Genomic DNA, 13157 nt, shown 5'->3' on the forward strand with positions numbered 1-13157 from the left:
CGCGCCTCGATGAAGCTCGCCATCCTGTCCCGCAACACCAAGCTGTATTCGACGCGGCGCCTGGTCGAGGCCGGCCGCGAGCGCGGGCATACGGTGCGCGTACTGGATCCGTTGCGCTGCTACATGCGCATCGCGGCCGGCGCCTTCACCATGCACTACAAGGGCAAGCCGATCACCGGCTACGACGCGGTGATCCCGCGCATCGGCAATTCCGTCACCCGCTACGGCACCGCGGTGCTGCGCCAGCTGGAGATGATGGGCGTGCGCACGCCCAATCCGTCCGATGCGATCCTGCGCGCGCGCGACAAGCTGCGCGCCCACCAGTTGCTGGCGGCCAAGGGCATCGACATGCCGATGACCGTGTTCGGCGACAACCCCGACGACACCGGCGATCTGCTGTCGATGCTGGGGCCGCCGCCGCACGTAGTGAAGTTGAACGAAGGCACCCAGGGCACCGGGGTGATCCTGACCGAGAAGACCAGCGCCTCGCGCGGCGTGGTCGAGGCGCTGCGCGGCTTGTACGCCAACTTCCTGGTGCAGGAGTTCATCGGCGAGGCCGAGGGCGCCGACCTGCGCTGCTTCGTGGTCGGCAACCAGGTGGTCGCGGCGATGCGCCGGCAGGCGCCGGAAGGCGACTTCCGCTCCAATCTGCATCTCGGCGGCAGTGCGCAGTTGGCCACCGCCAGCCGCAGCGAGCAGGACGTGGCGGTGCGCTCGGCCAAGGCCCTGGGCCTGGGTGTGGCCGGGGTCGACCTGATCCGCTCGCGGCGCGGTCCGCTGGTGCTGGAGGTCAACTCCACCCCCGGCCTGGAAGGAATCGAGGCGGTGTGCGGGCTGGACATCGCCGGCAAGGTCATCGAACACCTGGAAGCCAGCTTGATTCGAAAGAAATCAGTCACTTAGGGCGATGTTCGCCCCTGCATTCTGGCTTAACGAGGGTTTAATTCCCGCCTGCGTATGCTTCGTCGGACCGCAGCTCTGCCCTCCTCAGCAGGAACGGTAATCGGGATATATCTTTCGGCCCAAGCGGCCTTGCCGCTTGGGCCTTTTTGTTTGCGCGCGGCGCTGGCCTCGGTGCAGCCCAGAACCGGCGCTGTGCGCAGCTTGCGGCGCCGTTCGCTGGACGGCTACATTGTGATTTACACCACCAATCGCGTAGGGGGCAGGGATGAAGAAGGTGATCGGTTTGATGCTGGGGATGGCGCTGGCGTGCAGCGCGGCGGCGGCGCCGAAAGGTGAGGCGCCCATGAACGTGAAGAAATCGTTCGCACAGCAACTCAGTACAATTCGCCAGCAGTTGGACGACGGCAAGACCTATTCCGAACTGAGCGCAGAAAATCGCAGCAAGGTGGAAGCGGCGCTGTCGCGCATGGCGACGGTGCTCAATGCCCACCCTGACGTCGACACGCTGCGCGAGGAAGACAAGGTCGCGTTGTTCAACGATCAGGAAACGGTCAACTCGCTGCTGTCCAAGGCATCGGCGGACAGCCGGCTGATCTGCAGGCGCGAAGCGATCCTCGGATCGCTGCGCACCACGACGCAATGCAAGACCGTGGCGGAACGCCGCCGCGACAACGAGGATGCGCAGGAACTGATGCGGCGCAATCCAACTGGCAAGTACGACTGACGGGGTAAATGTTGGTGCGAATTCTAGTGATCGAAGACAATAGCGATATCGCTGCCAACTTGGGCGACTACCTCGAGGACCGCGGGCACACGGTGGATTTCGCCGCCGACGGCGTCACCGGCCTGCACCTGGCGGTCGTGCACGAATTCGATGCGATCGTGCTCGACCTCAACCTGCCGGGCATGGACGGCATCGAAGTGTGCCGCAAGCTGCGCAACGAAGCGCGCAAGCAGACCCCGGTGCTGATGCTCACCGCGCGCGACTCGCTGGACAACAAGCTGGCGGGCTTCGATTCCGGCGCCGACGACTACCTGATCAAGCCGTTCGCGCTGCAGGAAGTGGAAGTGCGGCTCAACGCGCTGTCGCGCCGCGGCAAGGGCGTGCATACCCGGGTGCTGGAGACCGGCGACCTGGAATACAACCTGGACACGCTGGAAGTGCGGCGCCAGGGCAAGCTGCTGCAGCTCAACCCGACCGCGCTGAAGATCCTGCAGGCGCTGATGGAAGCCTCGCCGGCGGTGGTGACCCGGCAGGAGCTGGAAACCCGCGTCTGGGGCGAGGAGCTGCCGGACTCGGACTCGCTGCGCGTGCACATCCATGGCCTGCGCGCGGTGGTGGACAAGCCGTTCGACGTGCCGATGATCCAGACCCGCCACGGCATCGGCTACCGCATCGCCGCTCCCGATGCCTGAAGCTGGGGAGTTGCCGCGGGCGGTGCGGCGGCGCGGACGCTACCGTCGCCGCCTGCGCAGCCGCATCATCCTGTCCTTCGTGCTGTTGGGCTTCGGCCTGACCGCACTGTTCGCGTTCGCCACCAATTGGGCGCGGGCGCGGGTGGAAAACCAGCTCGTCGAAGTGGTGATGAACCGCAACATCGACGAATACTCGCGCCGATATTTTTCCGAGCCGTCGAAGAATCCCGATCTGCCGGTGCAGCAGATGGTCGGCCGGGTGGTCAAGAGCGACCGCTTCGAGGCGCTCAAGCGCGAGCAGCCGGAGTGGTACAACTTCTCCGACGGCATCCACACCGTGTCCGGGAGCGATGAATCCGGCAAGCCGTTCTCCTACAAGGTCGCGGTGCGCAAGACGCCGGACGTGTGGTTCTTCCTCGCCTACGACATGACCCAGACCATCCAGGGCGAGGTGCAGCTCAATCGCACCCTGATCCTGTCGGTGCTGGTGTTCAGTGCGTTGTCGCTGGTGATCGGCTGGTGGTCGGCGTCGCGGGTGATGCGCCCGGTCTCCGATCTGGCCGCGCGGCTGCGCGCCTATCGCGGCAGCAGCGACCCCAAGCCGTTGGCGCCGCATTTCCCAGACGACGAAGTCGGCCAGTTGGCCGAGGCCCTGGACGACTACTCGGCCCGGCTCACCGAAGTGGTGCAGCGCGACCGCGAGTTCAACGCCGACGTCAGCCACGAGCTGCGCACGCCGCTGGCGGTGATCCGCGGCGCCACCGAACTGCTGCTGACCCGTCCCAACCTGGACGAGAAGGTGCTGCAGCGCCTGCAGCGCATCCAGCGCGCCGAACAGCAGTGCAGCGACCTGATCGGCTCGTTGCTGCTGCTGTCGCGCAACGAGCGCGGGCAGGGCAACAGCAACGTGGCCAAGGTCGCCGAGCAACTGATCGAATCGCACCGTGCGCAGCTGGGCGGCAAGCCGCTGAAGCTGTTGCTGGAGGGCGAGCGCAACCTGACCATCGACGCGCCGGAATCGGCGCTGTCGGTGGCGCTGGGCAACCTGATCGGCAACGCGGTCAAGTACACCCAGGAAGGCCAGGTGGTGGTGCGGGTGCTGAGCGATGCGGTGCAGGTGATCGACTCCGGCCCCGGCCTCAGCGAGGAGGACGCCGCCAAGCTGTTCCAGCGCGGCTACCGCGGCACCCACGCCGGACACTCGCAGGGCGGCGGCATCGGCCTGTCGATCGTCAGTCGCCTGTGCGACCTGTATGGCTGGCAGGTCAACGTACGCCCGGGCGCGACCAAAGGCGTGGTGGCGACGCTGTGGTTCAGGCCGGCGTGACGGTTCCAATGGGCCGTTGCAGGAGCGGCTTCAGCCGCGACGGGCTTTACCGGTCACCTGGTCGCGGCTGAAGCCGCTCCTGCAGGAGAGCGCACCGCCGGATCGGAACGGCTTATGCGGTCTTCGCCGCCGCCAATGCACGGTACCGCCGATCCAGCGCATCCACCGCGTCCTGCAGCTGCGACGCATCGCCATCGTTGACCACGACGTCGTCGGCGATGCCCAATCGCGCAGCGCGCGTGGCCTGCGCCGCGATCATCCGCTGCGCCAGCTCGGCGGTGATGCCGTCGCGCTGCATCAGCCGGGCATGCTGCGTCGCCTCGGGCGCGTCGACCACAAGGATCCGGTCCAGCCATGGATATGCCGTGCGCGCGCCGACTTCGGTCAGCAACGGGATCGCGGCGACGGCATAGGGACTGGCTGCCTCGCGGCAGGCCTGCTGCAGCAAGGCGCGGATCGCCGGATGGGTGATCGCCTCCAGGTCGCGGCGCGCCACCGGGTCCTCGAAGATGCGCTGGCGCAGTGCGGCCCGGTCCAGATTGCCGTCCTCGCGCAGGATCTGCGTTCCGAAACGCGCCACGATCTGCGCAAGCGCCGGATGCCCGGGTGCGACCACCGCGCGTGCGGCCACGTCGGCATCGGCCACCACGATGCTCTTGGCCTCGAAGCGGCGGCTCAGTTCGCTCTTGCCGGAGGCGACGCCGCCGGTGAGGCCGACGATGAAATCGCTCAAGGCGCCGCTCCGCTAGCGCAGCCCGGACCAGCGCATATAGGTGTCGATGATTTCCGTGCCCCAGAAAAACGTGATCCAGCCGGCGATGGCCAGATACGGGCCGAACGGGATGGGCGTGGCCCGGTCGCGGCCCTTGGCCGCCAGCCAGATCGAGCCGAGCACCGCGCCGACCAGCGAGGAAATCAGGATGGTCGGCAGGATGCCTTTCAACCCGCACCACGCGCCGATCGCCGCCAGCAGCTTGAAGTCGCCATGGCCCATGCCTTCCTTGCCGGTGATCTGCTTGAACAGCCACCACACCGACCACAGCGACACATAGCCGACCGCCGCGCCGAGCAGCGCCGGCTTGGCTGGCATGTAGAGGTTGTCCATGCTGCCGACCAGTCCCAGCCACATCAGCGGCAAGGTCAGCTGGTCCGGCAGCAGCCGGGTACGCAGGTCGATCCCCGACATCGCGACCAGGAAGCAGCTGAACACGATCGCGCCGAACCCCTGCCAACCGAAACCGAAGCGCCAGACGCTGGCGACCACCAGCAGGCTGGTCAGCATCTCCACCAGCGGGTACTGGATCGAGATCGGCGCATGGCAATGCCGGCACTTGCCGCGCAGGGCCAGCCAGCTGAACAGCGGGATGTTTTCGTACCAGGACAGCTTGTGCTTGCAGTGCGGGCAGTGCGACGGTTCGACCACGATCCCGGGCGGCGGCGGATCGTAGATGTCCGGCAGCTCCAGGATCTCGCGCGAGTCGCGCTTCCACTGCCACTCCATGCGCTTGGGCAGGCGCAGGATCACCACATTGAGGAAACTGCCTACCAGCAAGCCCAGCCCCGCCGCGGCGGGATAGCCGAGGCCGGGGTGTTGATCGAGAAATGCCATTAATGCTTATCCAACGACTGCTGCCAGCTTGAAGATGGGCAGGTACATGCCGATGACCATGCCGCCGACGATGGTGCCGATGAACACCATGATCAGCGGCTCGAGCAGGCTGCTCAACGCATCGACCGCATTGTTCACTTCCTGCTCGAAGTACTCGGCCACCTTGAACAGCATCGCATCCAGCGCACCGGCCTCTTCGCCGATGGCGGTCATCTGGATGACCATGTGCGGAAACAGGTTGGCCTGCTTCATCGCCACGTTGACCGGATAGCCCACCGAGACGTCGTCGCGCATGCGCAGCACGGCTTTCTCGTAGACGCTGTTGCCGGTGGCGCCGGCGACGATGTCGAGGGCCTCTACCAGCGGGACGCCGGCACGGAAGGTCACGCCTAGCGTTCGCGAGAAGCGCGCCACCGAGCTGTTGTGCATGATCTGGCCGATGATCGGGACCTTCAGTATCAGCCGGTCCATGCCGTGCTGCATCGAAGGGGAACGCTTGTAGGCGAAGACCAAGCTGCCGATGCTGCCAATCAAGATGAACAACACGATCCACCAATAGGCAACCATGAAGCGTGAAGCGGATACGATCATCTGTGTAAAGGCTGGCAACTCGGCGCCAAAGCCCTTGAATACATCCTCGAACTGCGGCACCACCCACACCAGCAGGATCGAGCTGACCAGCAACGCGACCGCCATAACCATGGCCGGGTAAAACAACGCCTTTTTGATCTTGCCCTTCAGTGCTTCGATGTTTTCCTTGTAGGTCGCGACCGTCTCAAGCACGGTTTCGAGCACGCCGGCACCTTCTCCGGCCTTGACCAGGTTGCGATAAAGTTCATCGAACTGGACTGGATGCTTGCTTATTGCCTCATAGAGCGATGAGCCTCCCTCGATGTCAGTGCGGATCTGGTCGACCATTTTCTTCATGCGCGGGTTCTTATGACCGCTGGCGATGATCTCCAGTGATCCCACGATCGGAACGCCCGATTTCATCATGGTCGCCATCTGGCGGCTGAAAAAGGCGATGTCCTTCGGGGTGATCTTGCTGCCGGCAGAGCCGAACAGGGGCTTGGGTTTCGGCTTGACCACCGACGGCGTGATGCCCTGGCGGCGCAATTCCGCACGCAACAGGTTGGCGTTCTTGGCGGTCTGCTCACCCTTCATCTTGACGCCGCGTTTGTCCACCCCCTCCCAGACAAACGGGACCTGCTGGCTGACGACAGTGCGGGTCATTGGCTCTTTCTTGACTGCGCTACGAGTTGCGGACATAAGGTGGACTCCCCGTCCAGCCATCCCCAGGCGGACATGCTTGGCATGGTATCGGTTTACGCAACATCTAGCATCCGTGTCTTGCCAGGGGCACTCCAGGGGTGGTCGGCCAAGGTCTCACCAAAGTGACGCCTGGCGTCACTTTGTGACCCGGTCCGGCCTTAGGTAGATCCTATCGCAATTCTTTGCAATGCCTGTGCAAGCTGGAATGCAATGGGAACTCATGCGTCCTTGAAGACCCGGGATACGCGCGAAGAAGTTGGCACGCAGTATGCTTGTAACACCTGCACGTGGCGCTCTGCCGCGCGGCGCTCACCGGACCGCAACACTCCGTGAGCAGGGTGTCCACCACATTACATGCCATCTCTAGGGGATTCGCTATGAAAAAGCAGCAGGGCTTCACGCTGATTGAACTTATGATCGTGGTCGCGATCATCGCCATTCTGGCCGCTATCGCTATTCCGGCGTACAACGACTATGTAACCAGGGCGCAAGTGTCTGAGGCAGTTTCGCTTGCCGGTGGACTCAAGGCTCCGCTTGCCGAGTATGGTGCCAATGCCAATGCTTGGCCGACTCTGGTAGCGCCTACGGCAACCGCAACGTCGACGCAGATTCCAGCTACTCTCACCGGCAAGTACGCCACGATCTCCAATGCGATCACTGGCACGTATCCGGCAGGAACCATTACCGCTACTATGACTAGCGGCCGCGCAAATGGTACTACGATCCTGTTTGTAACCCCGGATGGCGGCGCTACCTGGACCTGCAATACCGGCACCGCTCTCTCCAAGTACCGTCCGCAGGCTTGTCGTTAAGCCTTTGGATGTAAAGGCGGCAGGGAATGGGCTCGGATCTGGATGTCTCGGTTAGGTATCTATTCAAGAGATAAGCCTTCACTGAAGAATGTCTCCCGATCCAAGCGGCTTCATTTCAACCGACATCTGGCCTGCCATCTGGTAGGCCAGATGTTGTGTTGTGTAGTAAGGCAGTGCGACATTCGGCTGGGCAGAGATTGAACTCCAACTTTGCGTCAACCGTTTAGTCCGCAAGCCTGCCAGTCATGATCGAGCATCGCAAACGCGTGTAGCGGTACTAGAGTCTCCATCCGCTAACTTGCGTCAGGCTGCCCTCGAAAGCTCTGGCCGTAACGATGCAATTTCGGATCTGCGGAACCCCGCCTTGATTTGTACTTGCCGATGATGATCGCCGCTGCCGCCTGCTCTGCGTTGCCCTCGGTTATCTCCCTGTAGACCAGTAACACCAGAGTCCGGCCTCCGGTTGACATGCTGCTTCGTTGCGGCTGAGGCGGTGCTCTCTCCATGAACGTGGTCCTCGTGGTCTAGCCGCTGTAGTGCGCGTACAGAGCGCGCGACACGGGTCGTCCTTGGCGGGCATCTCGAGAGGCTTGACTTGGAGCGATGGCAAGCGATTGATCCTCTGCCATTTGGCCTTCCGCATTTCGACACCACAGCTTCCAAATGTTGGATGTCTGTGCTTGGGTAACACTAATTTTTTGAGGCGTTTTACATTCGGAGAGGCTGGTTCCCGTTGCGGGATATCTTCTCCAACAACGCTAGGGTCCGCCCGCCGCGGCCAACAGATGCGTTATTCTTTCTAGGTTAGCCTACGGGGGCCATATGAATGCTCTGACATCCGCCAACCTGGTCGGCATCACCGGCATCGCGCGCCGCCTGGTTCAGGATGGCGTGCTGGACGAAAGTCTCGCGCGCACCGCCATGGCGCATGCCGCCGAGGCCAAGATCCCGCTGCCGCAATGGTTTTCCGAGAAGAAGCTGGTCACCGCGGCGCAGCTGGCTGCCGCCAATGCGGTGGAGTTCGGGATGCCGCTGCTGGACGTGTCGGTGTTCGATGCCAACCAGAGCGCAATCAAGCTGGTCAGCGAGGAGCTGCTGCAGAAGCACCAGGTGCTGCCGTTGTTCAAGCGCGGCAACCGGCTGTTCGTGGGGGTCAGCAATCCGACCCAGACCCGGGCGCTGGACGACATCAAGTTCCATACCAATCTGACGGTGGAGCCGATCCTGGTCGACGAGGACCAGATCCGGCGCACGCTGGAGCAGTGGCAGGCCAGCAACGATGCGATCGGCAACAGCCTGGGCGGCGACGACGAGGGCATGGACAACCTCGAGGTCGGGGCCGGCGACGAGGACATGGGCAGCGGCGGCGATACCGGTGTCGATGCCAAGGGCGACGACACGCCCGTGGTCAAGTTCGTGAACAAGGTGCTGGTCGATGCGATCCGCCGCGGCGCCTCGGACATCCATTTCGAGCCGTACGAGGACGACTACCGGGTGCGCCTGCGCATCGACGGCCTACTCAAGAGCGTGGCCAAGGCGCCGGTCAAGCTCAACCAGCGCATCGCGGCGCGGTTGAAGGTGATGTCGCAGCTGGACATCGCCGAGAAGCGGGTGCCGCAGGATGGGCGCATCAAGCTCAACCTGTCCAAGAGCAAGCAGATCGATTTCCGCGTCAGCACGCTGCCGACGCTGTTCGGCGAGAAGATCGTGCTGCGTATCCTCGACGGCAGCGCGGCCAAGCTGGGCATCGACAAGCTCGGCTACGAGCCGGAGCAGCAGAAGCTGTTCCTGGACGCGATCCACAAACCCTACGGCATGGTGCTGGTGACCGGCCCGACCGGCTCGGGCAAGACGGTGTCGCTGTACACCGCGCTGGGCATCCTCAACGACGATACCCGCAACATCTCCACGGCCGAGGACCCGGTCGAAATCCGCTTGCCCGGCGTCAACCAGGTGCAGCAGAACAACAAGCGCGGCATGACCTTCGCCGCCGCCTTGCGCTCGTTCCTGCGCCAGGATCCGGACATCATCATGGTCGGCGAAATCCGCGACCTGGAGACGGCCGAGATCGCGATCAAGGCGGCGCAGACCGGCCACATGGTGCTGTCCACGCTGCATACCAACGATGCGCCGCAGACCATCGCGCGCCTGATGAACATGGGCATCGCGCCGTACAACATCACCAGCTCGGTGACGCTGGTGATCGCGCAGCGCCTGGCTCGGCGGCTGTGCAACAACTGCAAGCGCCCCACCCAGCTGCCGAACAATGCGCTGCTGGCCGAAGGCTTCACCGAGGCCGAAGTCGCCGCCGGCATCCAACTGTACGAAGCGGTTGGCTGCGACGAGTGCACCGAGGGCTACAAGGGCCGCACCGGCATCTATCAGGTGATGCCGATGAACGACGATATCGGAGCGATCGTGCTGCAGGGCGGCAACGCGATGGATATCGCCGAGGCGGCGCAGAAGATCGGGGTCAAGGACCTGCGCCAGTCGGCGCTGCTCAAGGCGCGCAACGGCATCACCAGCCTGGCCGAGATCAATCGCGTCACCAAGGACTGAAAGGCCGGGATTCGGCAGTCGGGATTGGGGATTCGTAAGAGCCGGGCAGCGGCTCTTCGTTCAAGCCTGGATCCGGCTTTTCTGCCTGGGCCGAACGAGGCGCAGGGCAGGGAAACGCATTGCTTTTACGAATCCCTAATCCCGATTCCCCACTCCCGGCCCCTCTACTCCATCCCCAACTTCTTGAGCTTGTAGCGCAGCGCGCGGAAGGTGATGCCTAGCTGCGCGGCGGTGCGGGTCTTGTTCCAGCGGTTCTCTTCCAGCGCCTTCTGGATCGCGGCGCGCTCGAGCTGCTCGATGTAGGAGGGCAGGGCGGCGGAGGTCGGGTCGATGTCCACCACGCCGGGCGGCAGCGCGGGGGCGGCTTCGGCCGCGGCGCGCGCACTGTTGCCGGGTTGCGGCAGGCGCAGGTCGGCGGCGCTGATCTGGTCGTCTTCGGCCATCGCCAGGGCGCGTTCGAGGATGTTCTCCAGTTCGCGCACGTTGCCGGGGAAGGCGTAGCGGTTCAGCGCGTCCAGCGCCGACGGCGACAGCAGCGGGGTGATCCGGCCATGGCTCTTGGCCAGTCGCGCCAGGATCGCCGCGGCCAGTTGCGGCAGGTCGCCGCCGCGGTCGCGCAGCGGCGGCACGCGCAGTTCGATCACGTTGATGCGGTAGTACAGGTCGTGGCGGAAACGGCCGTCGGCGACCAGGTCGGCCAGGTCCTTGTGCGTGGCCGAGAGGATGCGCACGTCGGTCGGCACTTCGGTCGAGGCGCCGACCGGGCGCACCGACTTTTCCTGGATCGCGCGCAGCAGCTTGACCTGCATCGGCAGCGGCAGTTCGGCGACTTCGTCCAGGAACAGGGTGCCGCCGTGCGCGGCCTGGAACAGGCCGGCCTGGTCGGCGTGGGCGCCGGTGAAGCTGCCCTTCTTGTGGCCGAAGAACTCGCTTTCCATCAGCTCGGCCGGGATCGCGCCGCAGTTGACCGGCACGAACGGCCCGGCCGCGCGCGCGCCCTGCTCGTGGATGGTGCGCGCGACCAGTTCCTTGCCGACGCCGGACTCGCCGAGGATGTAGACCGGCGCCTGGCTGCGCGCGACCTTGGCGATGGTGGCGCGCAGCACGTCCATCGTGGCCGAGGCGCCGAGCAGGCGGCTGGCCTGTTCCGGCGGCGCCGGCGGCGGCGCGGCGCGCTCGCTGTTGTTGAGTTCCAGCGCATGCTTGACCAGGCCGCGCAGCACGTGGATGTCCACCGGCTTGCTGACGAAGTCGAAGGCGCCGGCCTTCAGCGCTTCCACCGCCAGGTCCATGCTGCCGAACGCGGTGATCATCGCCACCGGCGTGCGCGGGTAGTGGCGCGCGATCTCGCTGACCAGCTCGATGCCGTTGCCGTCGGGCAGGCGCATGTCGGTGATGCACAGGTCGTAGGGATTGCTCGCCAACAGTTCGCGGGCTTCGGCGAGGTTGGCGGCGGTGCTGATGCGCAGCCCCATCCTGCCCAGGGTCAGCACCAGCAGCTCGCGGATGTCGCGCTCGTCATCGACGACAAGGGCGCTTCGGGTTTCGTTCATGTGCGGAAAAGATAGCCCAGGTCCGGGGGGAGCGCCAAATTATCGACGCGGCAAGGGTTTTGGTGATGCGCGTCTCAACCCGAGAGCATGGTGTGCGGGCCGGGCAGGAGCACCCGGAAACAGGCGCCGCCGGCCGGCACCGGCACGTACTCCAGCCGCGCCTGGTTGGCCCGGCACAGTTCGCGGGCGATGTACAGGCCCAGCCCGGTGCCGTGCTCGGAGGTGGTGAAGAACGGGCGGAACAACTGCGCGGCCACCGCCTCGGGAATGCCGGGGCCGCGGTCCATCACGTCGACGATCGCGTTGCGCTCCTGCACCGCCACGCGCAGCCGCACCCGCGCCGGCTCCTCCATCACCCGGCCGTACTTGAGCGCGTTGTGCACCAGCGCGCTGAGGATCTGGTGCAGGTGCTTGGGATCGACCAGCGCGTGCACCGGCTGCGGGGCGAGGATCGCCTCCAGGCTGTCGGTCTCGATCGACAGGGTCTGCCGGTATTCCAGCACGAAGCGGCGCACGAACACGCCCAGGTCCAGGTTCTCCGGATTGGAGCGCTCGCGCCGGGCCAGGCCCAGCACGCTCTCGACGATGCCGTTGGTGCGCTGGCACTGCAGATGGATGATCTGCAGCAGGCGGCGGTCGGCATCGCCGATCGCCGGCGACTCCTCGAGCAGCTGCGAGGCATAGCTGATCGCGGCCAGCGGGTTGCGGATCTCGTGCGCCAGGCTGGCCGAGAAGCGGCCCAGCGCCGACAGGGTCAGCGACTCGGCGCGCCGCGACACCACCGTCGCATCGTCCAGGAACACCAGGGTCAGGTCGTCTTCCATCAGCAGCCGGGCGAAGCGCGGTTGCACCTCCGGCTGGTCCGGCGACAGCTGCAGCGGCGTCTCCTCCTGGTTCCAGCCGTTGCGCCAGCGTTGCAGCCGCTTGCACAGCTCCGGCGCGGCGCTGAGCAGCTCCAGGCGGCCGCTGGCGCTGTTGCCGTCGGCGTCGCCGAGCAGCGCCGAGGCCGCCTCGTTGGCCAGGGTGACGCGGTTCTGCGCGTCCACCACCAGCACCCCGGTACGCATGCGGCGGATGATCAACTCGTTGATTTCGTAGAGATTCGCGACTTCGGCGCCACGCCGATCGGCCAGCGTCTGGCTGCTGCGCGCGCGTTGCCCGATCTGGTAGCAGATGTAGGCCACCGCCAGGTAGCTGGTGGCGAACATGGCCAGCTCGGCCAGGCTGCGGGTGCTCTCGCCGCCGTCCAGCGAGGTCCACAGGTATTCCAGCAAGGTCGCCGCCGCCGCGGTCAGGGCGATGCCGAAGCCGTAGCGCAGCGGCAGCAGCATCGCCGCGGCGGCGACGTTGAACAGCAGCATCATCGCGATGCCGGCGCTGGCCGCGGGCAGCGCGTGCGCGGCGAGGGTGGCCGCGGCGATGTCCGCCGTCGCGCTGCAGAACACGATCGGGGTCAGGTGACGTTCGTTGCGGCCCCACAACAGCAGCAGCAGCGCCACGGTCAGGTAGGCGCTCGCCAGTCCCACCGCCAGGCGCGGGAAGCGCGGCTCGCCGACCAGCGTGCTCAACGGGCTGAACACCAGCGCTGCGATCAGCCCGGCCACCAGCACGCGGTACAGCGCGAAGAAATACAGCTCGCGGCGGGGGATGGACTCGAAGCGGTCGATGAGCGAGGTGCTTGCGGGCAAGCCGAACTCCAGCCAGGC

11 protein-coding genes are annotated in these 13157 nt (G+C 65.2%); 6 read left to right on the forward strand and 5 right to left on the reverse strand.

Features of this window, described 5'->3' with window-relative positions:
- The first annotated feature begins 9 nt into the window (after positions 1 to 9).
- From rimK to AB3X10_RS05740, 4 genes are all read left to right on the forward strand, one after another.
- Positions 10 to 903, forward strand: coding sequence for a 30S ribosomal protein S6--L-glutamate ligase (gene rimK, locus AB3X10_RS05725; RefSeq protein WP_369979831.1), 894 nt, complete (start codon positions 10 to 12; stop codon positions 901 to 903).
- A gap of 265 nt (positions 904 to 1168) precedes the next feature.
- On the forward strand, positions 1169 to 1627 hold the full coding sequence (locus AB3X10_RS05730; RefSeq protein WP_369979832.1) for a hypothetical protein: 459 nt from the start codon (positions 1169 to 1171) through the stop codon (positions 1625 to 1627).
- Positions 1628 to 1641: 14 nt separating this feature from the next.
- A complete protein-coding gene (locus tag AB3X10_RS05735) occupies positions 1642 to 2319 on the forward strand; it encodes a response regulator transcription factor (RefSeq protein ID WP_145703507.1) in 678 nt (225 codons plus the stop codon).
- On the forward strand, positions 2312 to 3646 hold the full coding sequence (locus tag AB3X10_RS05740) for a sensor histidine kinase (protein ID WP_369979833.1): 1335 nt from the start codon (positions 2312 to 2314) through the stop codon (positions 3644 to 3646). Before AB3X10_RS05735 ends, AB3X10_RS05740 begins: the two co-directional genes overlap by 8 nt.
- Positions 3647 to 3758: 112 nt before the next feature.
- Here the strand turns inward: AB3X10_RS05740 and coaE are convergent, their stop codons facing one another.
- From coaE to AB3X10_RS05755, 3 genes are read right to left on the reverse strand one after another with little or no spacing between them, the layout of a single operon-like run.
- Complete coding sequence (gene coaE, locus AB3X10_RS05745) at positions 3759 to 4379, reverse strand: dephospho-CoA kinase (protein WP_369979834.1); 621 nt, start codon at positions 4377 to 4379, stop codon at positions 3759 to 3761.
- Between the two features lie 12 nt (positions 4380 to 4391).
- Positions 4392 to 5255, reverse strand: coding sequence for a prepilin peptidase (locus tag AB3X10_RS05750; protein WP_179566660.1), 864 nt, complete (start codon positions 5253 to 5255; stop codon positions 4392 to 4394).
- A 6-nt stretch (positions 5256 to 5261) separates the two neighbouring features.
- Positions 5262 to 6524: a type II secretion system F family protein gene (locus tag AB3X10_RS05755; protein ID WP_369979837.1), complete on the reverse strand. Its 1263-nt coding sequence runs from the start codon at positions 6522 to 6524 to the stop codon at positions 5262 to 5264.
- Positions 6525 to 6904: 380 nt separating this feature from the next.
- Here AB3X10_RS05755 and AB3X10_RS05760 point away from each other — a divergent pair, with 380 nt between their 5' ends.
- Positions 6905 to 7339, forward strand: coding sequence for a pilin (locus AB3X10_RS05760; protein ID WP_369979839.1), 435 nt, complete (start codon positions 6905 to 6907; stop codon positions 7337 to 7339).
- An 822-nt stretch (positions 7340 to 8161) separates the two neighbouring features.
- Positions 8162 to 9898, forward strand: coding sequence for a type IV-A pilus assembly ATPase PilB (pilB, locus tag AB3X10_RS05765; RefSeq protein WP_369979840.1), 1737 nt, complete (start codon positions 8162 to 8164; stop codon positions 9896 to 9898).
- 164 nt (positions 9899 to 10062) lie between these two features.
- Here the strand turns inward: pilB and AB3X10_RS05770 are convergent, their stop codons facing one another.
- Both AB3X10_RS05770 and AB3X10_RS05775 read right to left on the reverse strand, forming a co-directional pair.
- Positions 10063 to 11451, reverse strand: a complete 1389-nt coding sequence (locus AB3X10_RS05770; protein ID WP_369979842.1) for a sigma-54-dependent transcriptional regulator — start codon at positions 11449 to 11451, stop codon at positions 10063 to 10065.
- A gap of 74 nt (positions 11452 to 11525) precedes the next feature.
- Complete coding sequence (locus AB3X10_RS05775; RefSeq protein WP_369979844.1) at positions 11526 to 13139, reverse strand: sensor histidine kinase; 1614 nt, start codon at positions 13137 to 13139, stop codon at positions 11526 to 11528.
- Positions 13140 to 13157: the final 18 nt, after the last annotated feature.

This window comes from Xanthomonas sp. DAR 80977 (assembly GCF_041240605.1).
GTDB lineage: Bacteria > Pseudomonadota > Gammaproteobacteria > Xanthomonadales > Xanthomonadaceae > Xanthomonas_A > Xanthomonas_A bundabergensis.

Coding starts and splice junctions, on each gene's coding strand:
- rimK (WP_369979831.1), top strand. CDS start 10: ATGAAGCTCGCCATCCTGTCCCGCAACACCAAGCTGTATTCGACGCGG.
- AB3X10_RS05730 (WP_369979832.1), top strand. CDS start 1,169: ATGAAGAAGGTGATCGGTTTGATGCTGGGGATGGCGCTGGCGTGCAGC.
- AB3X10_RS05740 (WP_369979833.1), top strand. CDS start 2,312: ATGCCTGAAGCTGGGGAGTTGCCGCGGGCGGTGCGGCGGCGCGGACGC.
- AB3X10_RS05750 (WP_179566660.1), bottom strand. CDS start 5,255: ATGGCATTTCTCGATCAACACCCCGGCCTCGGCTATCCCGCCGCGGCG.
- AB3X10_RS05755 (WP_369979837.1), bottom strand. CDS start 6,524: ATGTCCGCAACTCGTAGCGCAGTCAAGAAAGAGCCAATGACCCGCACT.
- AB3X10_RS05760 (WP_369979839.1), top strand. CDS start 6,905: ATGAAAAAGCAGCAGGGCTTCACGCTGATTGAACTTATGATCGTGGTC.
- pilB (WP_369979840.1), top strand. CDS start 8,162: ATGAATGCTCTGACATCCGCCAACCTGGTCGGCATCACCGGCATCGCG.
- AB3X10_RS05770 (WP_369979842.1), bottom strand. CDS start 11,451: ATGAACGAAACCCGAAGCGCCCTTGTCGTCGATGACGAGCGCGACATC.